22 protein-coding genes, 1 tRNA gene and 2 pseudogenes are annotated in these 25,652 nt (G+C 58.1%); 18 read left to right on the top strand and 7 right to left on the bottom strand.

Going from position 1 to position 25,652, the window contains the following annotated elements; translation table 11 throughout:
* Positions 1 to 40: 40 nt before the first annotated feature.
* A pseudogene (locus EYW45_RS05975) lies at positions 41 to 505 on the top strand (IS66 family transposase); the annotation flags it as partial.
* Positions 506 to 715: 210 nt separating this feature from the next.
* Positions 716 to 1,153, top strand: a pseudogene (locus EYW45_RS05970) (hypothetical protein); the annotation flags it as partial.
* A 329-nt stretch (positions 1,154 to 1,482) separates the two neighbouring features.
* On the opposite strand, the gene EYW45_RS05965 reads toward EYW45_RS05970, so the two are convergent.
* The 3 genes from EYW45_RS05965 to EYW45_RS05955 all read right to left on the bottom strand — a co-directional run bounded on the left by EYW45_RS05965 (position 1,483) and on the right by EYW45_RS05955 (position 6,137).
* Complete coding sequence (locus EYW45_RS05965; RefSeq protein WP_161134421.1) at positions 1,483 to 2,910, bottom strand: UvrD-helicase domain-containing protein; 1,428 nt, start codon at positions 2,908 to 2,910, stop codon at positions 1,483 to 1,485.
* On the bottom strand, positions 2,900 to 4,630 hold the full coding sequence (locus EYW45_RS05960) for an ATP-dependent nuclease (RefSeq protein WP_161134420.1): 1,731 nt from the start codon (positions 4,628 to 4,630) through the stop codon (positions 2,900 to 2,902). The genes EYW45_RS05965 and EYW45_RS05960 overlap by 11 nt, the downstream gene beginning before the upstream one ends.
* A 373-nt stretch (positions 4,631 to 5,003) precedes the next feature.
* Positions 5,004 to 6,137: an SAVED domain-containing protein gene (locus tag EYW45_RS05955; RefSeq protein WP_161134419.1), complete on the bottom strand. Its 1,134-nt coding sequence runs from the start codon at positions 6,135 to 6,137 to the stop codon at positions 5,004 to 5,006.
* Positions 6,138 to 6,245: 108 nt separating this feature from the next.
* Here EYW45_RS05955 and EYW45_RS05950 point away from each other — a divergent pair, with 108 nt between their 5' ends.
* From EYW45_RS05950 to EYW45_RS05940, 3 genes are read left to right on the top strand one after another with little or no spacing between them, the layout of a single operon-like run.
* Entirely contained in the window at positions 6,246 to 7,457 is a 1,212-nt protein-coding gene (locus tag EYW45_RS05950; RefSeq protein WP_161134418.1) for a nucleotidyltransferase domain-containing protein, read from the top strand.
* A gap of 47 nt (positions 7,458 to 7,504) precedes the next feature.
* A complete protein-coding gene (locus EYW45_RS24830; protein ID WP_161134417.1) occupies positions 7,505 to 9,178 on the top strand; it encodes a ThiF family adenylyltransferase in 1,674 nt (557 codons plus the stop codon).
* Positions 9,153 to 9,611, top strand: a complete 459-nt coding sequence (locus EYW45_RS05940; protein WP_161134416.1) for a Mov34/MPN/PAD-1 family protein — start codon at positions 9,153 to 9,155, stop codon at positions 9,609 to 9,611. The genes EYW45_RS24830 and EYW45_RS05940 overlap by 26 nt, the downstream gene beginning before the upstream one ends.
* Positions 9,612 to 9,932: 321 nt before the next feature.
* Here the strand turns inward: EYW45_RS05940 and EYW45_RS05935 are convergent.
* Positions 9,933 to 10,006 (bottom strand) — tRNA-Gly (locus tag EYW45_RS05935).
* 196 nt (positions 10,007 to 10,202) lie between these two features.
* Here EYW45_RS05935 and trmB point away from each other — a divergent pair.
* The 3 genes from trmB to thiS are packed head-to-tail and all read left to right on the top strand — an operon-like array spanning position 10,203 to position 12,049.
* On the top strand, positions 10,203 to 10,898 hold the full coding sequence (gene trmB / locus EYW45_RS05930; RefSeq protein ID WP_161134415.1) for a tRNA (guanosine(46)-N7)-methyltransferase TrmB: 696 nt from the start codon (positions 10,203 to 10,205) through the stop codon (positions 10,896 to 10,898).
* Complete coding sequence (pip, locus tag EYW45_RS05925) at positions 10,899 to 11,849, top strand: prolyl aminopeptidase (protein WP_161134414.1); 951 nt, start codon at positions 10,899 to 10,901, stop codon at positions 11,847 to 11,849. It begins immediately after the preceding gene.
* Positions 11,849 to 12,049, top strand: coding sequence for a sulfur carrier protein ThiS (gene thiS, locus EYW45_RS05920; RefSeq protein WP_161134629.1), 201 nt, complete (start codon positions 11,849 to 11,851; stop codon positions 12,047 to 12,049). Before pip ends, thiS begins: the two co-directional genes overlap by 1 nt.
* 169 nt (positions 12,050 to 12,218) lie before the next feature.
* On the opposite strand, the gene ffh is transcribed toward thiS, so the two are convergent.
* Positions 12,219 to 13,631, bottom strand: coding sequence for a signal recognition particle protein (gene ffh, locus EYW45_RS05915; RefSeq protein ID WP_161134413.1), 1,413 nt, complete (start codon positions 13,629 to 13,631; stop codon positions 12,219 to 12,221).
* 107 nt (positions 13,632 to 13,738) lie between these two features.
* Here ffh and EYW45_RS05910 point away from each other — a divergent pair, with 107 nt between their 5' ends.
* The 10 genes from EYW45_RS05910 to EYW45_RS05865 all read left to right on the top strand — a co-directional run bounded on the left by EYW45_RS05910 (position 13,739) and on the right by EYW45_RS05865 (position 24,115).
* Positions 13,739 to 14,581 (top strand): cytochrome C assembly family protein, encoded by an 843-nt coding sequence (locus EYW45_RS05910; RefSeq protein ID WP_161134412.1) that lies wholly within the window; start codon positions 13,739 to 13,741, stop codon positions 14,579 to 14,581.
* 211 nt (positions 14,582 to 14,792) lie between these two features.
* Entirely contained in the window at positions 14,793 to 15,014 is a 222-nt protein-coding gene (locus EYW45_RS24710) for a PP0621 family protein (RefSeq protein ID WP_161134628.1), read from the top strand.
* The gene (ampD, locus tag EYW45_RS05900; protein WP_407924899.1) at positions 15,011 to 15,631 is read left to right on the top strand and encodes a 1,6-anhydro-N-acetylmuramyl-L-alanine amidase AmpD; all 621 of its coding nucleotides are present in this window, start codon (positions 15,011 to 15,013) and stop codon (positions 15,629 to 15,631) included. The genes EYW45_RS24710 and ampD overlap by 4 nt, the downstream gene beginning before the upstream one ends.
* A gap of 66 nt (positions 15,632 to 15,697) precedes the next feature.
* Positions 15,698 to 16,624: a LysR substrate-binding domain-containing protein gene (locus EYW45_RS05895; protein WP_161134411.1), complete on the top strand. Its 927-nt coding sequence runs from the start codon at positions 15,698 to 15,700 to the stop codon at positions 16,622 to 16,624.
* 186 nt (positions 16,625 to 16,810) lie between these two features.
* Positions 16,811 to 17,797 (top strand): Bug family tripartite tricarboxylate transporter substrate binding protein, encoded by a 987-nt coding sequence (locus tag EYW45_RS05890; RefSeq protein ID WP_161134410.1) that lies wholly within the window; start codon positions 16,811 to 16,813, stop codon positions 17,795 to 17,797.
* Positions 17,798 to 17,815: 18 nt separating this feature from the next.
* Positions 17,816 to 19,180: an acyclic terpene utilization AtuA family protein gene (locus tag EYW45_RS05885; RefSeq protein ID WP_161134409.1), complete on the top strand. Its 1,365-nt coding sequence runs from the start codon at positions 17,816 to 17,818 to the stop codon at positions 19,178 to 19,180.
* 49 nt (positions 19,181 to 19,229) lie between these two features.
* Positions 19,230 to 19,556 carry a DUF4387 domain-containing protein gene (locus tag EYW45_RS05880; RefSeq protein ID WP_161134408.1) on the top strand — a complete coding sequence of 109 codons (327 nt, stop codon included), beginning with the start codon at positions 19,230 to 19,232 and terminating at the stop codon, positions 19,554 to 19,556.
* Between the two features lie 274 nt (positions 19,557 to 19,830).
* The gene (locus tag EYW45_RS05875) at positions 19,831 to 21,435 is read left to right on the top strand and encodes a GMC family oxidoreductase (protein ID WP_161134407.1); all 1,605 of its coding nucleotides are present in this window, start codon (positions 19,831 to 19,833) and stop codon (positions 21,433 to 21,435) included.
* A 21-nt stretch (positions 21,436 to 21,456) separates the two neighbouring features.
* The gene (locus tag EYW45_RS05870) at positions 21,457 to 22,917 is read left to right on the top strand and encodes an aldehyde dehydrogenase family protein (RefSeq protein WP_161134406.1); all 1,461 of its coding nucleotides are present in this window, start codon (positions 21,457 to 21,459) and stop codon (positions 22,915 to 22,917) included.
* Positions 22,918 to 23,104: 187 nt separating this feature from the next.
* Positions 23,105 to 24,115 (top strand): Bug family tripartite tricarboxylate transporter substrate binding protein, encoded by a 1,011-nt coding sequence (locus tag EYW45_RS05865; protein WP_161134405.1) that lies wholly within the window; start codon positions 23,105 to 23,107, stop codon positions 24,113 to 24,115.
* Positions 24,116 to 24,169: 54 nt separating this feature from the next.
* Here the strand turns inward: EYW45_RS05865 and EYW45_RS05860 are convergent, their stop codons facing one another.
* Together EYW45_RS05860 and EYW45_RS05855 are read right to left on the bottom strand one after the other, a co-directional pair.
* The gene (locus EYW45_RS05860) at positions 24,170 to 25,072 is read right to left on the bottom strand and encodes a LysR family transcriptional regulator (RefSeq protein WP_161134404.1); all 903 of its coding nucleotides are present in this window, start codon (positions 25,070 to 25,072) and stop codon (positions 24,170 to 24,172) included.
* Between the two features lie 8 nt (positions 25,073 to 25,080).
* Positions 25,081 to 25,635: a helix-turn-helix domain-containing protein gene (locus EYW45_RS05855; protein WP_161134403.1), complete on the bottom strand. Its 555-nt coding sequence runs from the start codon at positions 25,633 to 25,635 to the stop codon at positions 25,081 to 25,083.
* Positions 25,636 to 25,652 lie beyond the last annotated feature (17 nt).

Genomic DNA, 25,652 nt, shown 5'->3' with positions numbered 1-25,652 from the left:
CGTGGTGCAGTTGAACATAAAGATCGCGAGTCGATTTACTGTCAAACGAAAATCTGCCGGCTCACGCAAGACATGGCGATGCTTAAGTGCTACCCCGGTCGCGCGACGCAGTGAGCAGTTGGACGGCACGCAGGAAAGTCTGTTGGACGAGCTGCACGATTGGATGATGGCGCATCAACAAAAGGCGCCGGAAGGCTCGATGCTCGCACATGCGCTGGAGTACAGCTTGAATCGCTGCGTAGCCCTCATACACTACCTCGAGGACGGCAATGTACCGACCGACAGCATTTGGGTCGAGAACCAGATTCGCTCTCGGGCTGCGGGACGTTCTAATTGGCTGTTCGCAGGATTGTTGCGGGCTGGATTACGGGCGGCTGCCGTGATTAGTCTGGTGCGATCGGCACGACTCAGATGGCACGATCCGTCCGCTTATCTAAAAGATGTTCTGAGACGGCTGACGACGCAGCGTCAGAGCGAGATTGGCGAATTTCGACCACATGGTTGATACTCGCTGCATAGTCTGACGCACTTTGGGGCGGCGCAGTTCCAGTGTGGAGTTAAAACTAGAAGCGATGGGGTCCGCAGAAAGGATGCTGCAGTTGCAGGCTGCGACATTGGACGTCAGTATTGTGGCGAGTCCTCAACCCGGGGGTGCTGGCGTTTCGCTACTGCTTAGCGCGACGATTCCCGGAAGTGTCGATCCCGGCTTGCGGGAGGTGCCCGACCCTATAGCCTAGACTTGCTGCCGAGCCTACGATGTGCGTCCTTTGTAGCCGGGACGCAAATGCGCGAACTGATTGCGTCGTGGTTTGGGCAAGCCGGACTTAATTTGCACCCGTTCCTCACAAATAGCTATTCCAAAGCGTTGAAAAACTTGGCAGCGACAAATCTAAGCGCAGCGTTTCTCCCATCAGACAAAATTGAAGATCAGACCCGCATGCTGCGTCTGCAGGCGCAGCATCTTTATCCACCAACATGCCGCAGAATTCAAGTCGATGAGCTCCCAGCGCCCGGATGGATTGCGACTTCCACCGAAGTTGATCGTTGCAAAACTTTGTGGCGTGTGTCCTCGCTACCGTTGGTGTCCGCACTGCCGATCAATGGCAAGCTAAATATTGGCTCGATCGCGATTCCTGTGATTAGCGACGCGTAGTCACAGATAATGTTTGGATAACTCTGCGCATTGCGTTCTTAATGTGGGTGCCGGATCTGTCGTCTAACGAAGTTCGCTGAAAGCAAACGGAGGACTCACCATAATCTTACATACTGGCAGGTATGTAAGATTGTGGGGCGATACGGTCGTAAAGGTGAAAAAGGTCTTCTCACCGCCTTCGTAGACGGCGCACGCAGCCTGAGCCGCAGTTGCGCCGCCCCTGCACTCTCCTACATGCTGCCGAAATCCTAACGCCGATGTAGAAGACAAATTTGGCTAGTTAATCTCTCGGCTGTCCGTTCGTCAATCGCGAACGAACAGCTCAAGCTTCAGCCGCCTGCGAGCGGCATCAGTGCGCTATTCGGCGAACACACGACAAGCTGACGCGCACCGCGTGTCAGTGCAACATAGAGATGTTGGGCCGTCATGGCCTGCGGCTCGAGCACGACCGCCACATCGGCTTCGAGTCCTTTAAGCAAGAGCGTGCTGCCAACTGCCCGTCGTGCAACTGGCCTGCTCATGTGACGTTGATGTTCACGCGCCTGGAGTCCTGCTGCGTGCAACGTGCAAGTTCCGCGAGCAGCGACTTGCATCGCAGCATGACAACAGCGCAAAACTTCGGGACGGTATACATGCGCCCCGGGCTGCCTGGCGAAAGTCTGCAGCAGACGAGACGCTTCAGCAACACTTGGACTTCGCGCGAATGCCAGAGCTGCGGCTTCAATCGGCGTCGGCGGATTGCGAGGCCTGCCGTGCTGTAAAACTTGCACACGTTGCAAGAGCGCGGCTGCACCGACGCCCGTCATCAGGCTCGCGGCGAAATTAACCACTTGTCCTAGCGCATCGGCGCCCGCAGGGTCGAATGTTCGTGCAAATTGGATGAATTCAACAAAGTCAACGCGTTCGACAACCGTCGCTCCGGGCGTCTGGCTGGTCAACCGGTAACGCCCGCGGACATTCATCGCGTCGCCTATAATGAGTACGCCATGATTTGGGTCGCGCCCGCGCGTCCTCGCCGCAGTCCTACGCTGTTCTTCGGCCGTTGCCGCATGCAACTGCACCCATTGCACTTCAGCTGGCGCTCCCCGCAGTTCCACAGCACGGCCGGCCTGAAGCAGCGCTCTCGCGTTCAGCAGCCATTGCCCGAGTTCCTCGGTGCCTGCCAGCCGCCATCGCCAAGGTGTCTGCAGCATGCCCACTGATGGAAACTGCGGCTCGACATCGGTCTGCCAGTTGACTAGGCGATTGCCACCGAATCCGAAGATTGCCTGCATCGGATCGCCGAGTACACATGTTGGCAGAGTCTGCGCAGCCCACGCCACAAGGCTGTGCTGGGAAGAATTGCAGTCTTGGTATTCATCGACCAGAAGCCTGTCGTAAGTGGCTCGCAGCGATGCGTTGATGTGCCCGGCTGCTAGTAAATTAGCTGCGGCATTTTGTATCGCTAAATAGTCGTGACCTGGATTGGCCAGTTCCAGCGTCTGGGGAAGGAGACCACTTCGCAGAGGAAATTTTCCAACAAGCCGCATCGCAAATCCATCGATCGTCGAAATTCTATATGCCGAGCTGTGAATAGCTGCTCTAGCCATGCGAGCTCGCAATGCCGCGACGCCAGCGTTGGTGTGAGTCAAAACTAGGATGGGCTTGCTGCCCGTATGCGCCTTTAGCGTATCGGCGATGAGCTGCGTCTTACCGCAACCGGCCGGGGCGGTGATTGACCCTCGGGCGACTGCGAAAAGGTCCAATTCAGGCGGCATGATTAAGTGCCCACAGCCGATTAATTACTTCGACGAATCCTGCTTCAGCGTTCTGCAGGTTGGGTCCAACGATGCTGCGGCCGACGTGTTGGTAAGCAGATACTGACTTGAACCAACCGTTTCTGCTGACCCGCGCTGCACGGCCCAAGAGCTCGCGTGTCGCCATTGGGTAAACGCCCTGCGCCGCCCTCTCAGCCTCAATCGCTTCGAGGGTTCGATGGCCCTCGGACTTTGATCGAATGTGTGCAGCCACATCTTCACGGCCAATTCGTTCGACGGCATAGCTGAGCAGGGAATCAATCGCTGCGTCTGTCATGCAGATAAATAGTTCATCTTCCAACGCGCGCCCTGCCCGCCAAGTTAGGAGGGTAACGCCCTGGACGGCAAGTGTCTCAAGCAGCGCCGGCGTCGGCGCCTTATCCGCATCAATAAACGCAGTCACGTTGTAGCCCAGCCGACGCATGACGACCGCCTTTTCTAGGCATAGGTCAGGTGTGCTGCCGCCCGCATTGACGTACGCACCACCGAGGGCAAAGAACGACGTCTGATTGTGGTCCTCCACGCCATACTGGTCCAACCCCCGCGCGAGTCCAACTTCACTGGCTCCTTCGCAGACCAAAATAGATTTCGCTAAGAAAGCTTCCGGGTCTGTGCGCAGGATACCTTGTATCTCATCGGCCACGCCTGCTGGGCGTACCACATGGCGCTCACCTTCACATCTGACGATGAACAGTTGGCCACCGGAAAGCTCGCGCAGCGCAACGGGCGAGTGCGTCGTCATGAACACCTGAAGGGGATGGTTCGTGGCCTTGGCTCCCATGGAGTCCAGCAGGCGCTTGAGCCGGTGAGGCTCCAAACCAAATTCGACCTCGTCAAGAAGCGCAATAGTGGCCGCTTGCGCGGCTTCTCGCTGCAGCCCGGCCATGAGCAGGCGCGCAGATCCCGTCCCAAGCAAGCGAAGCGGGATGCCGGACTCGCTGTGCAGTCCGATCGCACCATCGCTAACGGACACCGCATGCGCATCTAGCATGGCTTGGGCTTCTCCAACGGGCACACCCAAACCCGCGGCGATTCTGGTCACGACCTGAAGGGTCTCTGCCAACTGAGCACCGGCCTGGTTGCCAAACGCTGTCCTGGCGTCCCGCGCTGCGCTAGCTAGCTCGGCACCCAGCTCGGGGCGTTCATCCGTCAGCTTGTTTAGTACAGAATTTCGGCTCCAGGACAGATGAGTGCTGGCGTAGTTACCGATGCGCGCTGGTGCCAGTGCGGCCCGGTGTTTCCACGCGAGGCCGCGCTCGAGTCCTTGCTCTTTCGCTCTCTCCGAGTAAAGTTGCCAAGACGGCTCAAGGTCCGCGCCGACCTCCAAGCGTACCGTCAACGCGGTCTCGATATCGGCCCTGGGTTCGGGCTCGATTTGCCCAGTTGCTGCGTTATGACCCCGAAGAAATTCCCCGTAGACCTCCAGGCTCAACAATTCGTCGGACAGACCACCTAAGGTAATAGTGATTTCTATGGGCTCGGTGACAACAAGCCCATAAAAATCCGTGTCGGCAAAGCCGACGCTGCGCCGCGCGCCCAAGCATAGATCTATGGCGTCCAGGATGGTCGACTTGCCATTATCTCCTGGACCAATGAGGCAGTTGATGCCCGCCGAGGGCGCCCAGTCAAGTTTCTTGATCGAACGAAAATTGCGAATTTCCAGCCGTCGGATGCGCGCCATACTTTTCCCAAGATAAGATCGTTTTCCACGCCTGCAGCAACTGCTTTCGGGTATTTCCGCAGGCTTCTCATTCGAACAATTGCAGCCGATCTTTGCAATGCGCCTTACACCCTCCGTTTTTTGAATCGTAGAGCCCTGCCATAAAAGCCAACTCATCCCGGTCGAGCATGCACCCCTCTCTGCACGACTCGAGTTCCACATATCATCGCAGAACGGGCCGCTCACTTATGCATCAAAAACCATCTAACCAATTGAGCATCTTTGAATTAGCATATGCTGTCCAAGTTTCTGCAAAGCATTGCAGATGCAATGGCGTTAGTTTTGAACTTCGACGTTATGCGAGTCGCTGCAGATGATCAGGAGATAGTCGCCGTTACCGATTAATTATCAAAGTTGGAATAAAGCCTCCGACAGATCGATTTTGATCGTAGATTCTGAGCGGCAAGTCAGCTTTCGGCATCACCACCCTGCCCACCTCGACCGCCGCGGAATTGGGTAACGCCGGGAAAATATTGATTGTTGCAGATTCACCGTGGAAAGCCTTGATTCGGTCAAACAAAAGCCTCAAGTGACGTTTGAATTCGACAAGATCCTCGGGTCTCCGCATGATGTCGTTGTGCGGATTCTCCGCAGTCAATGACCAAAGCGCAACATCGTCGCCAAGCACGGATCGGATTCGTTCGTTTGTCACCGTGCCGCTAAGTGCGAGTTTCAGTGCAATTGGGCGGTTAGGCGGTCCTAAATACTCCTCTAATTGAAATATTATCGAGGGCTGCGCGGCTTGCCAACGCCAAGTCGGCGGCTCTCGGTATTTTTGGTGAACCGTGACCGGGACTATATCTCCCAGCAGATGACCGAGCGCAATCAGAAGCGGCTGCGGAGCTAAAGCAAAGACGCTAAGCTGTTTGATCTCTTTTTGCTCGATCCGTTCTTTTACCTTTCGTGCAAAAGCTCGCTGCAGACTTTCCTCTTGATAGACCCAGTAACTCTCTTCATGATCACAGTACTCACATCCGGCAAGTTCAATATCTATCGTGCGCCCTTCCGCCGGATGTCTGTCCGGCGGCATTGCCATGAATATTGAGCGGGTCGAAACAAGTGCGTCTCGCTGTCCAATGTCGGCGGCGAATCGGAGCACATGAGCAGCGCGCTCTTGCGTCATGGCCGTGACAATGGCGATTCTATCCTCGTGCTCAGACTTCATTTCAAGAAGAACACTCTCAGGATGATCCGCAAGATAGTCCACGTCTATGCATTTATGATGCTTTGCACAAAGCAGCATAAGATTGTTTAAGTCTTTGGCAAGCAATGGAGACCGAATGGAATCGCCGCGAGGCCCCGACTCGCTGTCAGCGACGATATGAGCAATGAATCCAAATTTGCCATCCTCACGCCCTGCAACTAAGTCACCTATCAATTCCTCGTTGCAGCCGCGATATTCGCAGCGGCCGGCCGCCTGCGACCACAGCGCAACCTGAACTTTATTTGGGATTTGTGTTTTTGCCATGATCATTGCTTTGCTTGATTTGGGTATAGTGTTCACGGTTTTGCATAAAAGCTCAACATTGCCAAATCTGTTATTAAACGCCAAGCCGTTACTTGATCTGGAAGGTCGATGGTGAACAATCTTAGACATACCCGCGAGAGTGAGATCTTTCTTGAGGATCTTGCTGAAGAGCTCAGTGTTCCTATCGGCAGGTATGAACAAGCGGAGCGAAGTTACCAATCACTGGGTGAATGGCTTCACCGCGAAAAATCGAGCGTTCGGCCGTTTGATCCTAACGTCTACGTTCAAGGTTCCTTTCGCCTTGGAACGACAATCCGACCCTCAACCGATACGGAGGAATACGACGTTGACTCGGTTTGCGAGCTTCAGAACTTAGACAAGTTTTCGTTAACCCAGAGACAACTTAAGACTCTGCTTGGCTTAGAAATTGAGGCCTATCGCAAATCCCAGAGCATGAACAAGCCTCTCCGCGAAGGAAGGCGCTGCTGGGTGCTTGACTATGCGGATGGTGCCCAGTTTCATATGGATATTGTGCCTGCGATTCCAAATGGGCAAGGTGCTCGGGCCCTTTTGGAATCCCGCGACCTCGAGACTCGCTGGACCGACACGGCGATTGCAATTACGGATAATAAGGGGGCAACATATAGCTCCCTTACCGAAGACTGGCCGCGCTCCAATCCGAAGGGTTATTGTGAATGGTTCAAGAGCCGAATGTCGGGGGACCTCGAACGTCGCAAGCGCATCCTTGCAGAGAGTGTCAAAGCGAGCGTTGAGGATATTCCAGACTATAAGGTGCGAACGCCACTGCAAGCTGCAGTCATGATCCTCAAACGACACCGGGATTACAGCTTTGCGGGCCGTCAAGACGAAAGACCAATTTCCGTCATCATCACCACACTGGCGGCGCACTCCTACAACGGGGAGGAAACCATAGGTGGAGCATTGGATGCCATCCTCGGAAACATGGAGAAATACATCCTATGGCATAACAATCGTCACTGGATACCAAATCCGACTGACCCTCTCGAAAATTTTGCCGATAAGTGGGCGGAACATCCTGAGCGAGCTGCCGCGTTTGTTGAATGGTTGCTGAAGGCAAGGGAAGAATTTGCACGGGCAGCTCATTCGAGAGACAGGGCGATCATTGCTGAGACGGTGGGGCGAGGCGTCGGCCTGTCGCTTGCTCATCGGGCAGCACGGAGACCGCATCAATCTTCCCTCCTGAAGATTGGATCGATAGCGCCAGTAAGTGCCGGCCTCTCCTTTCCGGACCGCAGCCGCGTTCCAACTAAGCCCCAAGGATTTGGAGGCGCACAGTGATTTGGTGGCTCGATAATCCAGCACTAGCGCGATCTGAGCGGCAGAGTGTGGCTGATCTCGCAGAGCAAGTAGGCTGGCTTAAAGACGTCCGTTGGCATGTATCAGACGGAGCTGCGTTGGCTGTCGAGTTCGTAATCGAGCACTGCGGTGAGGACATTCCATTTGCGATGACCTACGCGGTATTTCACCCTAATTGCCCACCTATCATCGTGCCACGAGATGGCCGTCGCATCTCAGGTCATCAGTATGGCGTCGGGGGCAATCTTTGCCTTGAATACCGTGCTGACAACTGGGAGACCACAATCACCGGGGCGGCGATGATTGAAAGTGCCCATCGTCTAATTGCTGGTGAACACCATTCGGATGGTCCCGAATTGCCGTCTGCCCACACCGTATCTATCGGGCAAAGCGTGCGCAACTCAGTCCTCCGATTTCTGATAACTCAGCCTGTCGAAGACCGCTTAAAAATGATGGAGCATGGACAGGCGATAGAAGTAAGTTTTGCAGAAAAGTTCCACGCTGAAACGCTCACCGTTACGATTACAGAAATGGATGGTGCCTCCAATGTGCGTGCTTGGCCTGCCGGCGTTCGTGAAACGGCTAAGCAGGGGCACGCAATTAGGCTACCCAAAGACATTGCAGTGCCGGAGGCAGTGCAGGAGGATATCGCAGATCTGCTTGGAGATCTCGGTTTCGCAGAGCTCCGTGAAAAAGCGCTTGGTACCACCGGCGAAATGGACTTGGTACTAGTTTCGGACACTCAGATTGCACATATTTATGCTTTTGATGGCAGTAAGTCGCGCAACTTCCTTCGTGCACGCAATCTGAAAGTTTTGGCTGACAGCCGACTACCAAATGAATATGCTGTGCTTCTTGAAAAGAACGTCGGCATCGTCGGTTGCGGCTCGCTTGGATCCAAGATTGCCGCGATGCTCGTGCGCGCTGGCGTGCGCAGGTTCACACTCATCGATGACGACGTAATATTTGCGACCAACTTGGTGCGAAATGAGCTCAGCGCCGTCGCGACAGGTGTTCACAAGGTCGACGCGGTGCGAAACCGTCTAATTGAAATTGCTGGAACGATCGACATTTCGGTACGTCGAGTCGCATTGGGCGGTCAAGAGAGTGCGGAGACAACCGAATCTTTGATGTCGGCATTGCGGAATTGCGACGTAATCATCGACGCAACCGCTGATGCGCATTGTTTCAACTTTTGCGCCGCCGTCGCGAATGATAGCTCTAAGCCACTTATCTGGGGCGAAGTATTGGCTGGCGGCATCGGCGGTCTGGTAGCACGTATTCGATCTGGTCACGAACCAGAGCCCCAGGCAGCGCGCAATCAAATCAACGCTTGGTGCAATGGGCATGGCATCGCTGCCCCCCTTGCCAGCGTTTCAACACCCTATGTTGGCTCCGTTGAAGGCGACAGTCCGCTAGTGGCAGACGACTCAGAAGTGACCATAATCGCGGGACATCTGGCGCGCTTGGCAACGGACGTACTTATTCGGCCCGAGGCCAGCGCCTTTCCTGTACCAGCCTATGCAATCGGACTCCGCACTGGCTGGATTTTCTCTCAACCCTTCGAGACATGGCCGATCAATCTAGTCGGGTCTGAACCGTGGAAAGCTCAACAGGATTCATCCTCTGCCGCAGACGGTCTTGCTCTGCTCAGAGAACTCCTCCCCACTGCCTTTGATGGTCACGATAAGCCTTCCAAATAATCAGCGGGCGCGACTCCGCACATGTCTGCGACGTGCCGGTCGGCGAGAGATCGGTGGGATTCTCATGGGTGAGCAGATTGCACCGAACCACTTTCAGATCGCGGATTTCTCGGTCGACAGTCAGACGGGAACTGCGGCGCATTTCGTACGCAGCCCGGAGCATCACGCAGAAGCTCTAGAACGCTTCTTTCATAAGACTGGATATGACTTCAAACGCTTCAATTACCTCGGCGAATGGCATTCTCATCCAAGTTTCGCCATTCGACCTAGCTTCGAGGACATCACTTCAATGCAACGTCTTGTACACGGCGAACGAGACATCGACTTTTCCGCCCTTATGATCGTCAGGTTGAACCATTTTTTCTTCGTTGAAGCCGCTGCCGTAATGTTTGTCCGACACGGTGCTCCAACAGAAGTAACATTGCAACGTTAATTTCAGTCATCGTCACGCCTCGAGTCGGGAATCGGAAGAATGACAGTGAGATGGGCTGAATTCCGCGAAGCAACCACTTTTGGCGTAGCACTGCCTATCTAGAGGACACCGAGCTCCCTAAAATAAGCAAAACCCTCTGGCATGCGATTCCGCGCTAATCGATTTGACACATGAAAATCCAGCAATGCAGGACAGTCATTAATGTCAAATAGTTGAAGGGCGGAAACCATAACATGGCCCGGTTCTTAGGAAACCATAACGTGGCAAATCGGCCAATAAATGGTTTTTTTCACATGCCGGCAAGCCGCTGGAAACGTGATGTGGAGCGGGTGAAGGGAATCGAACCCTCGTATGAAGCTTGGGAAGCTGCCGTTCTACCATTAAACTACACCCGCTCTGGGTGCGCGCAAACGCTCGCGCGACGAGAATTATAGCGCTGGTTGTCCTGCAATATACCCGGGCGCCACCCATGTGACGTTTTGAGTCGCTGAACGGCGGGTTGTCGCCCAACGACGCGCTTCCCGCCGGGTGTCACGGATTTGTCCTCCCTGCCTGCGCAAATCCCCGCGCCTCAAATTACAATCCCCCGCTATGACTACGAACACCCCTCCGGCGAACGCGCCGACCCATATCCGCAGCTTCGTCCATCGGCGCGGGCACATCACCCAGGGCCAGCGCGATGCGCTCGAAACGCTGACCGGCAAATGGACGATTCCGTATGCCGCCGAGCGGCTCGACCTGGATCAGACCTTTGGCCGCACGGCGCCCACGATCCTGGAGATCGGTTTCGGCATGGGCGAAACCACCGAGAAGATCGCCACGGCCCGCCCCGACGACAATTTCCTGGGCGTTGAAGTCTTCAACGCCGGCGTGGGCTCGCTCATGCGCCGCGCTGAAGATAACGGCCTGACGAACATCCGCATCATTCAGCACGATGCAGTGGAAGTGGTGCGCGACATGATCGCCCCCGACTGCCTGGCGGGTGTGCATGTGTATTTCCCCGATCCGTGGCCCAAGAAGCGGCATCACAAGCGCCGCTTGCTGCAACCCACCTTCGTGGCTGCGCTCACCAGCCGCATCGCACCCGGCGGTTATTTTCACTGCGCCACCGATTGGGAAGAGTACGCCCACCAGATGCTCGAAGTGCTGGGCGGCGAACCGCTGCTTGAAAATACTGCCGACGGCTTTGCGCCCCGCCCCGATTACCGCCCGCTCACGAAGTTCGAGAACCGCGGCATTCGCCTGGGTCATGGCGTGTGGGATCTCATTTTCAAACGTAAGGCCTAAATGCTGTTTCCTTCGATCGAACCGTATCGCCACGGCATGCTCGATACCGGCGACGGGCACCAGATCTACTGGGAGTTGTGCGGCAATCCGGAGGGCAAGCCGGCCGTGTTTCTGCACGGTGGCCCAGGAAGTGGGTGCTCGCCCGTACACCGCCAACTCTTCGATCCCGCCAAATACAACGTCTTGTTGTTCGATCAGCGCGGTTGCGGGCGCTCACAGCCCCATGCGAACCTGCAGAACAACACAACGTGGCATCTAGTGGCCGATATCGAGCGCCTGCGTCAGGAAATCGTGGGCGCGGATCAACTACTGGTGTTCGGGGGATCCTGGGGGTCGACATTGGCGCTGGCCTATGCGCAAACGCATCCCGAGCATGTGAGCGCGCTGATCGTGCGGGGCATCTTCACGCTGCGCCGCGCCGAAGTGCTGTGGTTCTATCAGGAAGGTGCGTCGTGGCTTTTTCCGGATTATTGGGAAGATTTCCTGGCGCCCATTCCGGAAAACGAACGGGCCGACCTGATCGGCGCCTACCATCGCCGCCTCACCGGCAAGGATGAAGCTGAGCAGCTCCGCGCCGCGCACGCCTGGAGCAATTGGGAAGATCGCACGATCACCCTGCTGCCCGGTTCCCGGCATCAGCAAGCCAACTCATCCGATCGCCGTGCATTGGCCTTCGCCCGCATCGAAAACCACTACTTCATCAATCGTGGCTTCATGGATGAAGGCCAGTTGTTCCGCAACGTCGATCGCCTGAAGGGCATTCCCGGCGTGATCGTGCAGGGGCGCTACGATGCCTGCACGCCGGTGAAAAGTGCGTGGGACCTGCATCGCGCGTGGCCCGAGGCCGACTTCCAGCTCGTGCCGGATGCCGGCCACGCATTCAATGAGCCAGGTATTTTGAAGCGTCTGGTTGAAGCTACCAATCGCTTCGTCGCAGATCAGGAAGCATGATGGACATTACCTTGAACGGCGAAAGCCGCCCCCTCTCCGGCCCCACCACCGTGGCACAGTTGCTTGAAGAACTGGGCTACACCGGCAAGCGTGTGGCCGTGGAACGCAATGGCGACATCGTGCCGAAGAGCCAGCACGGCGATACCGCGCTGGCCGCAGGCGACAAGCTGGAGATCGTGGTGGCCGTCGGCGGCGGCTGAACGGCCCGTCAACGCTTGCCGATCCGTAGCGCCGTCCGACTTTTGCACACACCAGTTTGGTACGGAAGCCGAACTCAGCGCGAAACAAGCCGACAGCGGCCTTGCAAATCAAATCGGGCCACCTCGAAAGAAGTGGCCCGATTTGCATGGGTGCGGTGCCTGATGTGCCTTAACGCATCTTTCCGCCGAGCTTGGCCAAGCCCTTCATGCCGCCCATGGCGCGCATCATCTTGGCCATGCCGCCCTTCTGCATCTGCTTCATCATGCCTTGCATCTGCTCGAACTGGTTGAGCAGGCGGTTCACTTCCTGAACCGGTACGCCCGAGCCCATCGCGATACGGCGTTTGCGTTGCGCCTTGATCAACTCAGGCTTGGCGCGCTCGGCAGGCGTCATTGAATTCAGAATGCCTTCCGTGCGGCGCATCTGCTTTTCAGCCTGGCCGCTTTGCAACTGACCGGCCGCTTGCTGGAACTGCGCGGGCAGCTTTTCGAGCAGCGAGCCCATGTCGCCCATCTTCTTGACCTGACCCAACTGCTCGCGGAAGTCGTTCAAATCGAACTTATTGCCCGATTTGATCTTGGTCGCGAGCTTTTGCGCCTCGGCGATGTCGATGTTTTGCTGTGCCTGCTCCACCAGCGACACGATGTCGCCCATGCCCAGCACGCGTTGCGCCATCCGGTCGGGGTGGAACGGCTCCAGGCCGTCCAGCTTTTCGGATACGCCGACGAACTTCAGCGGCTTGCCGGTGATGTGACGCACCGACAACGCCGCGCCGCCCCGGGCATCGCCGTCGAGCTTGGTGAGTACCACGCCGGTCAGCGGCAAGGCATCCGAGAACGCCTTGGCCGTATTGACCGCATCCTGACCCTGCATCGCGTCGACCACGAACAGGGTTTCGATCGGCTTGACGATGTCATGCAAGGCGCGGATTTCGCGCATCATGGCCTCGTCGATACCCAAACGACCGGCCGTATCCAGAATCAGCACGTCATAGTGATGACGCTTGGCGTGATCCAGCGCCCGGCGGGCGATGTCTTCGGGCTTCTCGCTGCTTTCGGTTTGCAGGAAGTCCACGCCCACTTGCGCGGCCACGGTCTTCAACTGCTCGATGGCGGCCGGACGATACACGTCAGCGCTCACCACCAGCACGTTCTTCTTGCCCGTTTTGCGGCCTTGGTGGACGTGCTGCCCTTCCTTCAGCCAGCGGGCGAGCTTGCCGGTGGTGGTGGTTTTACCCGCCCCCTGCAGGCCGGCCATCAGGATCACGGCGGGTGGCGTGGTGGACAGCGACAGCTCGCTGGTGTGCGGGCCCAGATCGCCGCCCATCAGGGCAGTCAGTTCTTTGTTGACCACGCCCACGAGAGCCTGGCCGGGCTTGAGGCTGCCGACGACCTCCTCGCCGAGCGCCTTTTCTTTCACGCGGGCGACGAAATCGCGCACCACGGGCAGGGCGACGTCGGCCTCCAGCAAGGCCATACGGACCTCGCGGAGCATTTCCTGGGTGTTGGCCTCAGTCAGGCGGGCTTCGCCGCGGATCGTCTTGACGACCCGGGACAGACGTTGCGTTAAGTTGTCGAGCATGAGAGGCGTTTCCGCTTAAACTAGTCGATTGAACGGTGACCGACGGGCGCTGAAAATGCGCCGGCGGGCGACGATCGCCCGGGGGTCGCTACCTGACGACGGTTTTTATGTCACTAGGCATTGTATTTCACGCGGCGGCTGCTGTGGCTTACGCCCTGCTGGCCGCCGGACTTTGGTTGCGTCTCACCCGGGGCGACACCATCGCCCAGAGCGGCAGAATCGGCCGCGCGGGCCTGCTCATCGCGTTGGTGCTGCATGGCGCCGGCCTGTACGAGACCGCGTTGGCACAGGGTACGCTATTCATCGGCTGGGCGTCGGCGTTGTCCGCCGCCGTCTGGCTGGGCCTGGTGGTGTATTGGCTCGAAAGCCTGGTCGTCCGAATCGACGGCCTGCAGCTCCTGCTGCTGCCCGCCGCCACGGCCGTCACGCTTCTGGCCGCCCTCTTCCCGCAGGGCGTCGTGGTGGTCCACGGCGATAACGTCTGGCTGCGGGCCCACCTCATCATTGCCTTGTCGGCGTACGGCCTCATCACCATCGCCGCATTGCAGGCCAGCCTGATGGCGCTGCTCGACCGGCGGCTGCATCGCCCGCAGGAAGACATGTCACAGCGCACCATCGTGGGCCGGGTGCTCGATGCCCAGCCGCCGCTTCTCGAGCAGGAACGCCTGCTGTTCCGCCTGATCTGGGTGGGATTCGTGGTGCTCACCCTGGCCGTCTTCAGCGGGTCATACACCTCGATGATGCTTACCGGCAAGGTGTTGCCGTTCGACCATAAAACCGTTTTCACCTTGTTATCGTGGCTCACCTTCGGCATCTTGCTGCTCGGCCGCCATATTTGGGGCTGGCGCGGCCGCGTCGCCCTGCGCTGGACCCTCACCGGGTTCGCCCTGTTGATTTTGGCGTATACCGGCAGCCGGTTCGTGCTCGAAGTCATTTTGCATCGGAGTTGACGTGGGCAAGGTATTCGTTTGGGTCATCGTCATCATCGCCGTCCTGTTCGTGATGCGGATCATCGCGCACAACAAGGCCAATACCGAGAAGCGCGATCGCGACAGCCGCAATGGCCGCGGTCCGGCGTCGGGGCCAGCTTCAGGGTCAACCTCGGGTTCGACCTCACGTTCAACCAACGCCGGCGGATGGTTTTCCCGTCGCAAGCCCGGCGTGAGCGACGATGCTGGGCGGGCGCAGCAGTGGCCGCGCAGCGGGCCGCAGGCGTCCGGAAAAGCGGGGCAACCTGCAGGTGGCCGCGCCGTCTCCGAATCGATGGTGCGCTGTGAGTACTGCGGTATTCACTTGCCGCGATCGGAAGCGCTGCTGTTGCAGGGCAAAACCTGGTGCGGTGAAGAACACGCCCGATTGGGCGGCGTGCAGGTCAAATCGTGATCGAACGGGCTGTGGCTGCGCCTGGCGCGTTGCACCTCGATCGCCACGGCTGGCTGGTGTCGTCGTCCCGCTCCTCAACAGACGCGATCCGGCATTGCCCCTCGCCAAACCACGATCGCCGCCCCTCGGGCACGTCGATCTCGCTACTGGTGATGCACAACATCAGCTTGCCGCCCGGCCAGTTCGGCGGGCCGCATGTGGCGGGCTTGTTCACCAATACCCTCGATTATTCGTTTCACCCGTGGCTGGAGCGCCTGCGGCCGTTGCGTGTGTCGGCGCATTTCTTCGTGCGGCGCGACGGGCAAATCGTGCAGTTCGTGTCTGCCGACAAACGCGCCTGGCATGCGGGCATCTCGACCTTTCGTGGCCGCGACAAGTGCAATGATTTTTCGCTGGGCATCGAGATGGAAGGCACCGATGTGCTGCCTTACACGGATGCGCAATACGCTGCACTCGCGCGATTGGTGCCGGCATTATGGTCGCGTTATCCGCTCTCGGCCGTGCGCGGCCACGAGCATATTGCGCCAGTGCGAAAAACCGATCCGGGCCCGGCCTTCGATTGGCGGCGATTCGGGGAGGTGTGTGGCTTGCCGGCGAGGGTGTTGCCGCGGGTTTGAAGATCGCATGTTCGTTGTATCCCCTGGCGGGTGGCAAGGGGCGAGTCTCACACGGGTAGGTTCGCGATGCAGATGAATTTGCGCCAGTTGGAAGTGTTTCGTGCCGTGATGGTGAGTGGGTCCATCAGCGGTGCGGCGCAACTGCTGCATGTATCGCAACCTGCCGTCAGCCGATTGATCGCCTATACCGAGCAACGCCTTGAGCTGGTGCTCTTCGAGCGCATCAAGGGCCGACTTTATGCGACCAAAGAAGCCCGGCAGTTATTCGGCGAATCGGAGCACATTTACCAGGGCTTGCAGCGTTTCAACGATCTCGCGCACAGCTTGTCGCAGCAGGCTGGCGGCGTCTTGCGGGTGGTGTGCAGTCCAAGCCTGGCGCATGGATTGATGCCGCTCACCATTGCGGCGTTCATGCGCACCCATCCGGATGTGCGAATCACCCTGGCCGGTCGCCAGGTCGACGAGCTGGTCGATCTGATCACCACGCAACGCGCCGACCTCGCCGTCGCGATGACCCCATTGCAGCACCCGCATATCCAAGTGCATAACGTCTTTCGGAATCGGGTCGTTGCGGTGCTGCCCCCAGGCCACCGGTTGCTGCGCAAGAACCGTATTGCCGTCAGCGATCTCAAAGGGGAGCGGTTGATCGGCTACCACCCCGACACGCCCCTGGAACAGGCCATTCAACGCATGTTCGATGCGAAAAAGATCTTGCCCACACGGGTCGCCGAAGTCGAACAGATCCATGTGGCATGTGCCATGGTGCAACTGGGTGTGGGCATTGCGCTGATCGACGAATTGGCCGTGCTGAGCGGTGCGTGGTCGACGTTGCATATCCGGCCCATCGTGGCCCCCATCGACCTGCAGGTGCGCCTGGGCTACCTGCGTTCCGAGCCGCTGTCGGGCCTGGCGCAGGCCTTTGGACAGACGCTGGAACAGTTGGACCATCCGGCACTCCATCGCGTGGCGACGACGCCGGCAGGAAAACCCTAAGCGCAGCCGCAGCGCCAATGGCGGCGCGGCGATTAACGTCGTGTTATGGCCTTTTGCCATTTAAGAATAGGACACCTGCGAGCACACTTCCTAAGATCGGTTTCAGGGGAAGCCCATGCACGAATCCCGCGATGGATAGGCATCGGCTCATGAAGACACCTGTTTCACCGACCGGGAAGAACACTCATGAATCGCGCCGCATCGTTACGCAAGATCATCGCCGCTGCCGCCGTCTTTTTCGCAGTCGCCCCGCCTCTGGCACACGCCCAGGCCAGCTTTCCCGATAAACCCATTCGCGTGATCGTGCCCTACCCCGCCGGCGCGTCGCTCGATGCCGTCATCCGGCCGATCGCCGATGCCTACGTGAAGATGACCGGCCAGCCGATGATCATCGAAAACGTGGGTGGCGCCGGCGGCCAGATCGCCGTGTCGCAGCTCATGCAAGCCAAACCCGATGGCTACACCGTCATCATGGCCACCAATGCGCAGGTGTCGATCGCACCTTTCGTCTATCCCGCATTGCGCTACGACCCCGTGCAAGATCTGGTGCCCGTGATCCATTTGATCGACAGCATCGCCGTGCTGTATGCCAGCGCCAAGTCACCCTACAAAACCTTCGCCGACGTGCTTGCCGATGCGCGCGCCAGGAAGGCCCAGGTGCCGTTCGCCTCGGCCGGAAAAGGCACGGTCACACACCTCGCGTTGGAGCTCCTCAGCCGCGAGTCGGGTGTAACCTTCAATCACATCCCCTATCGCGGTGCGGCGCCCGCCTTGCAGGACCTGGCCGGTGGACAAGTGGCGCTGCTGTTTACCTTCGTCGGCTCGGCGCAAGCCATGACGACCTCAGGGATGGTCCGCCCCTTGGCGGTGGCGTCCGATCAGCGCCTGGCGGGCCTGCCCGCCGTGCCGACGTTTGCCGAGCTCGGCTATCCCAAGATGCAAGCCTTCACCTGGATGGGGTTGATGGCCCCCAAGGGCACACCTGAATCATCGGTGACCGCACTCAATAAACAAATCCAGGCCATCCTCGCTCAGCCCGATATCCGTACGCGCATGGATGCCATGAGCGCCGAGATTCGCAGCGGGAGCAGTGCGGAATTCAAGTCGATGATCGCGGTGGATACCGAACGCTGGCGCACGTTGTCGACCACAGTCAATCTGGCCGCCGAATAATCATTCAAGGACACAAGCATGAAACAAGTCACCGGTGTCGCGCCTTCTGGCTCGATGGGTAGCGGCTACAACATCGAATCGTTCAAGCGCGCCATGTCGCTGTCGCCCGACTTCATCGGGCAGGATGCCGGCTCGACAGACATGGGGCCTTATTACTACGGGGCCGACAAGCCGTTTCTTCCGGAGTCCGCCTATCGCCGCGATCTGGAAATCATGTTGGCCGCCGCCCGCAGCGCCAGGATTCCGCTGTTGATCGGTTCCGCCACGACGAACGGTTCAAGGCAAACGCTGGATCAGATGGTGCGCCTGGTGCACGAAACGGCGCGTAGTCAAAAGCAGTCATTCAAGCTTGCCGTCATCAATGCCGAAATCGACAAAACCTACTTGAAAGGCAAGATCACGTCGCATGGGGCGCTTGAAAGCATCGGACCGGAAGCCGCACTGACCGCTGAGAGGGTAGATGCCGCCGGCCCCATCGTGGCGCAAATGGGCATGGAACCGTTCATGAGCGCGCTAGATGCTGGTGCCGATGTGATCATCGCTGGACGCGCCTGCGACGACGCGGTGTTTGCGGCCATGCCTGTGCTGCGCGGGTTCGACCGTGGGCTGTCCCTGCATTGCGGCAAGATTCTCGAATGCGCGGGGCTGTCGGCCATTCCCTACGACCTGGGTGAACCCATGGTGGGCCGGGTTCGCCATGACCACTTCGAGGTCGAGCCCGGCAATGCCGAATACCGCTGCACCACCGTTTCAGTGGCCAGCCATTCACTCTACGAGCGTTCCGATCCCTATCTGCAAGCGGGCCCTGGGGGGATCAACAATCTCACCCACGCGCGCTTCGAACAGCTCGACCCGCGCACGGTACGCGTCACCGGCAGCACCTTCGTGCCGGACGAGCAATACCGCGTCAAGCTGGAAGGCGCCGAACATGTGGGCTACCGCAGCATCGTGATCGTGGGCATTCGCGATTCGATCATGATCGAGCAGCTCGATTACGTGATCGAACACGTGCGCGAGCGCGCCGAAGAACGCTTCGGCATCAGCCGCGAGGGCATTCATTTGATGTTTCGGGCCTACGGTCGCGATGGCGTCATGGGCGCCATGGAGCCCGATCGCCACATCGTCCCGAAAGAAATCGGTTTGGTGATCGAAGCCGTTGCCGCCACGCAGGATCTGGCCACCGCGATCGTGATGTTTACCCGCGGCGTGATGCAGCACGCGGACTATCCCGGCATCCTCACTACCGCCGGCAATATGGCTTATCCGTTTTCACCCTTCGGCATTCCGGTGGGGCCTGCCTATCGGTTTTCGGTGTATCACCTGATGCCCGTCGCCGCGCCTGATGAATGCTTTCCGATTCATTATGAAACGGTGACGTACTAGGCACGTCGTGTCGATCCAAGTGCAAACACCCAAACCTGCCGAGACAACCATGCCTGCACCCTCCCGCCCGCTGACCGACTACGCGAAAGTCATCCGCAGCAAGAATTCCGGCCCCTTCGAGGTCACGTTCGATGTGATGTTCGACGACCGCGCACCCTACGACATCGTCAAGAACAGTGGCGCCATCAGTGTGGACACGATCGCCGCCGCCTTCGGCATTCCAGTCAAGCAAGTGCTCGTGTGTACGCCGTTCGATGCCGGCATGGCGATCAAGGTCACGATCCGCCGAACGGTAAGTTCGGGCGATCTGGAGGATCGCGATGTGTATGGGTGCCAGCAGCATGTGCCGCTGACGCGGATTGCGGTGCAGGGTTAATTTCACACGTTGGCGTTCGCAAACGCTGACACTCGAACGTGGCGAGCAAGACACCCCAAACAACTGCTAGGCTGCGGCAGTCTTCATCGGAGCCGCTGTGTGGGCGACAGTGATCAATTTTCACTTCTGCGCGGGCGTCGACCAATACGCCTCGCACTCGCCCAAAACATCAATAAAACCGATGCTTAACCATAGCAAAATATTGATTGTTTCCATGTGACTGCCGACATATTCTGCGCTCAGTGAAACGGAGAGCGCACTTTGCGCAGCGCAAATGAAGGAATATGTGGATTACGTCATCGTAGGCTCGGGTCCCTCAGGATCCGTGATTGCGAGGCGGCTCAGCGAACGAAGCGACGCCAGCATCTGCGTCCTGGAGGCGGGTCGTGACGATAAGAACTTCTTCATCCGCGTGCCTGCAGGATTTGTGAAGACGCTCTACAGCGGACGCGTCACGTGGGATTATCAAACCGAGCCTTCGGATGCCACACATGGGCGGAAGATCGCCATGCCACAAGGGCGCGTCGTCGGCGGTTCGAGCTCCGTCAATGGGCTCGTCTATTCAAGAGGCCAGCGAGAAGACTTCGACGATTGGGAGAAAATGGGTAATCCTGGCTGGGGTTATCGAGATGTACTGCCCTACTTCAAACGTTCAGAACGACGCATCGGTGACTGCGACCCCGCATATCGCGGAATCAACGGTGAGCTCCCGATCACCAATTCCGATTGGACCTCAGCGCTCTGCGACGCATTCATAAACGGATGCAACGAGTTCGGCATCCCATCGAACCCTGACTACAACGGTGAAAACCAAACTGGAGCGGGTTACTTTCAACGATATATCTACAAGAACAAGCGCGTGAATTGCTCGGATGCGTTTCTGCGGCCGGCGATGAAAACCGGACGTGTCGAACTCAAGACCGACGCCGTGGTATCCGAGATCCTTTTCGACGGCCATCGCGCCATTGGCGTCGTTTACAACAAAGCTGGCAATACCTACCGGCTCTACGCACGCCGCGAGGTGATCATCAACGCTGGCGCCGTCAACTCGCCAAAGATTCTTCAGCTGTCGGGCCTGGGTCCGGCCGAACTCCTGGCGCGCCACGGCATTCCCTTGCGCAAGGGGCTACCCGGCGTGGGCGCGAATTTTCGCGATCACTACACGGTGCGAAGCATCGCCAGAGCGAAATCCGTGATTACGCTGAACGAGTTGTCCAAAGGCTGGCGTCTCGGCAATGAGATTTTGAAATGGTTTGCAGGCAAGCCAAGCATTCTGAGTCTCAGCCCATCGTTGGTGCATGTGTTCTGGAATACCAAACTGAGCCCAATGCGAGGCGATATCCAGATACTGTTCACGCCTGCCAGCTACAAGGCCGGCAGCAATTATGTGCTTGATGATTCGCCGGGCATGAGCACAGGCGCACGCCAACAGCGCCCCGAGAGCAGTGGCTATGTGCGGATTCAATCACATGACTATCACCAGGCGCCAACCGTGCAGCCCAACTTTCTATCGCACGAACTCGATCAGCGCACCATCGTCGAAGCGTTGAAGATCGCGCGCCAACTGATGTCGTCGCCGGCAATGTCCCGCTATCTTGACACCGAGCTGCTGCCGGGCAGGAACGTTTCCACTGACGACGAATGGCTCGACTACGCGCGATCGAAGGGTACGTCGGGCTATCACATGGTGGGTACCTGCAAGATGGGGCCGCATAGCGACCCCATGGCCGTCGTCGATGCTCAGCTGCGCGTGCACGGCATCTCGAACCTGCGCGTGGCCGACGCTTCCATCATGCCCCAAGTGCCCTCCGCCAACACCTTGGCGGCCAGCTTGATGATTGGGGAAAAAGCCGCCGACATGATCTTGGCGACGGCGTAATCAATTTACGGAGATAGAGCGATGTCCAATCAGATTCTCGAAACGCTGAAATCAGTCTCGACCTTGAGCTTGATCAATGGGAAACGCGTGGAAAGCGGCACTACATTCGCCGTGCTCAACCGGTTCTCTCATGAGGTGATCGCGCATGTCGACCGAACATCGAAAGAACATATCCAGCAAGCCGTTGCAGGTGCCCGGCGTCATCTGAAAAACGTGCCCGACGGCTACGAACGTTCACGCATCCTGCGTAAAGCCGGCGACATCATCACTGCCAAAAAGTCTCAATTCGTCGACATCATGACACTGGAGGCCGGCTTCACCCAGGCTGAAGCCGGCAACGAAATTGCCCGCGGCTTGGATACGCTCGAGATCGCTGCAGAGGAGTCGAAGCGTATCTGCGGCGAAATGATCCCCATGGACGGCAATCCAGGACAAAAGGATCGCATTGCGTTCACCATCCGGATGCCGGTTGGCATCGTGTGTGCGATCACACCGTTCAATGCGCCATTCAATGCATTGCTGCACAAGATCGCGCCTGCCATCGCCGCAGGCAACGCTGTCATTCTGAAGCCGTCTGGCTTCACACCCCTCACGGCCAGCATGATTTGCGACGCGTTGCTCGAAGCCGGGTGGCCACCTGAGCTGCTGTCGCTTGTGCATGGGGAAGGCGCCGAAGCTGGCGAATACCTGCTCGATGAACAGGATATCGACTTCTATACCTTCACAGGCAGCACTCGCGTTGGGCGCATCATTCAGCAGAAAGCCGGTCGCCGCCGTACTCAACTCGAACTGGGCAGTATCGCCTGCACCGTCGTTTGCGAAGATGCCGACATCGATATGGCGTTGCCGCGGATCATGCGTGCCACGTTTCGCAAAGCCGGACAGGTTTGCACATCCATTCAACGGCTGTATGTGGCTCGCTCGCGTATCGACGAATTCACCGCCAAACTGGCGCAGGCAACAAGCGCACTCAAAACCGGCAACCCTCAGGGATCCGATATCGATGTCGGCCCCATGATTGCCGAGAAAGAAGCGGTGCGTGCCGAGTCGTGGGTGGCAGAAGCGGTAAGCATGGGTGCACGTCTGGTCCACGGTGGTCAACGCGACAAGTCCGTTCTCGCGCCGACAATTCTTTCTGATGTACGCGCAGGAATGAAAGTATTCGACCTTGAGATATTTGCGCCTGTCGTCACCCTCATCCCGTTCGACGCCATAACGGAGGCGGTCGACGGTATCAACGCAACACCTTACGGATTGGCCACGGGCGTCTTTACCAATGATTTGAATACTGCGTTTTACCTGGCGCGCAATCTTCGGGTCGGAGGCCTGCACGTCAATGAGACGTCGAGTTCGCGCAACGATGGCATGCCCTACGGAGGAGTGAAAGATAGTGGCTACGGCGTGGAGGGACCGAAGTACGCCATCCGCGACATGACAGATGAAAAAGTCGTGACGTTCTCGCTGCGAGATCCCGTGGCATAAATGCCGGTGCCCTCCAAAGCGAGGGCACACCAACCCATCTTTGAAAACACCGGGCCTGCTTGTGTTCGAGCGCGCCGGGGGTATCCGTTCGCACGTCATCAACTCAATCTCGAAGAGAACGGCAAGTAGTACGCGCCGAGTAGTTTCGCTCGATCATGAAGCAATTCTAAAAACACTGGAGACAAGCATGAACACCAACACGGGCATACTCGCCCCAAAAAGACGCCTTTCCGCTCTCGCTTTTGCAGGCGTTATGGGTATCGCGATGACGGCAAGTGCCCAGGCGGGCAGCTATCCGGAACGCCCCATCAGTTTGGTCGTGCCGTACACGGCTGGCGGGGCCACCGATGTCTTGGCAAGAACGATTGGCGTGAGTCTTTCCAAGGAACTCAAGCAGCCCGTCATTGTGGAGAATCTGCCGGGCGCAGGCGGCACCATTGGACAGTCCAAAGTGGCTCGAGCCGCCGCAGATGGATACACCATTCTTTTGGGGAATGTGGGGACGCTCGCGGCGAATCCCTCGGTGTACAAGAACTTGCCTTATGACATCCTCAAGGATTTCACCGCTATCGCTTCCGTGGGCGATACGCCTCAGGTGCTGTCAGTGCGGGCCAATTTCCCGGCGTCCAATCTCGACGAATTCGCCAAATACGCGAAGGCCAATGACGCAACGATGAACTTCGGTGATGCGGGCATCGGATCTGGTGCTTTCCTGGGCGGCATAATGCTCAATGCCGCGTTGGGAATCAACGTCACACCGGTTCACTATCGTGGCGCTGCCCAAGCCAACTCCGACGTCATGGCGGGTCTGATCGATTACACCGTCGAAAGCATCAGTACGGCCGTAAGCTCCATCGCCGGCGGAAAGATCAAAGGTCTGGCTGTGCTGGGCCCCAAACGCGCGAGTGTGTTGCCTGATGTGCCCTCGACCAGTGAGAGCGCATTCAAATCTCTGGACTTCACGATCTGGAACATGGTGATGGTGAGGAGCGGCACGCCGCCTGAAATCACCAGCAAGCTTAATGCGGCGATCAACAAAGCGCTTACCGACCCCGATCTCAAAGAGCGCTATGCACAAACCGGTGTTGTCGTGCCGACCGCAGAACACCGCAGTCTGGTTGGCGCCCAGGCGCTTCTGGTCGATGAGGTTGCGAAATGGCACAAGCTGCTTGGCGATGCAGGCGTGAAGCCTGAATGACGTGGCGTCGAACGAGGTGCCGATCTCGACGGATTGTGTCGCACGGTCGTCTCGTCAGCGAAAGGTCGACATCGCCTTAGCCAGCTTGACCAGTCGCCGAATGACTGTCTGACTTTGATCGATGCCCCATGCCGCATTGAAGTTGATTTGCGGCAGGGGCGGTGCGTTCTTCAATACGACGAGTTCGCCCCGTTTCAACTCTTGCTCGATCAAGGCATGCGTCATCAGCCCGACTCCCGTGCCACCGCAAATCAGCTTCTTCAGCGTCAGCACATCATTGCAGATATCGACCTTCTTTCGAATATTCTGCTCGCGGAGTACACCTTTCAAGATGGCGTGCATGGGCGATTCGCTGGACAGCGACCAGATCGGCTGCGTCTGGAGAAGCGCTAGCCATTCGACCTCCGACTGTTCGTTCTCGCGTCCGACGAGCGACGGCGCTCCCACCAGCCGTACATCGGCAACACCGATCGATTCGACATGAAAGCGATCCGAGGTCAGCGATGGGGTCGCCATGAAAACCAGGTCCAGGTGACCTGACTCCAGTTTGCTGACGCTCAGCGCCGTCTGGCCCACACCCACATCGAAACTCAACTGCGGCATCGCCGCTCTGGCAGCAGTGATGAACTGAGGGAACCAAGTCTGTGCGATCAAGCCGGCAATGCCCAGTCGAATCAGCCCTGAAGCGTGAGACGCATCGTCCAGGGCATAGATCACGTCTTCCAATGAGGCGAGCAAGGGCTTCACCTGTTGGACGAGCTCTCGCCCCTGCGTTGTGAGATCCATTCGACGGCCACGCTTCTGGAATACCGGGAAACCAAGCCTGATCTCCAGTTCCCTCATGCGCGCGGAAACGGTCGGCTGTGTGGTGTAGAGATGATCCGCGGCAGCTTGATAACTTCCTAGCTGCGCAATCTGACACAACGTTTGAAGATGCAGGATATTGATTTTTGACATGACTCTGGTCAGACCTGACCTTTGCGAACGATCACATTTAAAAACCGCGCTGGCATGTCGCCCTCGTTGCGATATCCATGCGGTGCGTCGGCGGCGAACATGCTCGATGCGCCTTCGGCCAGCACCATCCATTCGCCATCGCGCAATACCGCCATCGTGCCTGCGATGACGACCACATACTCGAACATTCCCGACTGATGCCCCTGCGCCAGACGTTCGCAGCCCGGTGCCAGTTCGACTTCCAGAATCTCTACCCCTGTTCGTGCATCGAACGGCTGGATCAGCGTGGCCTTCATTGGAGCTTCGGGATCGGCAGAGTAAACCGGCGCCGCGCTGCCTGGGGCCAACCGCGCCGCGTCATCCCAAAACGCCGAGAACGGAATATTGAGTCCGGTCGCCAGCTTCCACATCGTGGCCATCGTGGGACTCGACTCACCTCTTTCGATCTGCCCCAACATCGCCTTGCTTACACCGGTCGCGGCCGCGCAGGCGTCCAGGCTCCAGCCTCGATCCTTGCGAAACTGCTTGAGGGTATGCGCGATAGAAAGTGACGGGTCGTTCATAGTCGAGAGCTTAACGC

Source organism: Schauerella aestuarii, from assembly GCF_009866805.1.
Lineage (GTDB): Bacteria > Pseudomonadota > Gammaproteobacteria > Burkholderiales > Burkholderiaceae_B > Schauerella > Schauerella aestuarii.
Note: the sequence above shows the minus strand (reverse complement) of the source record. Positions and strands in the feature narration are given on the sequence as shown.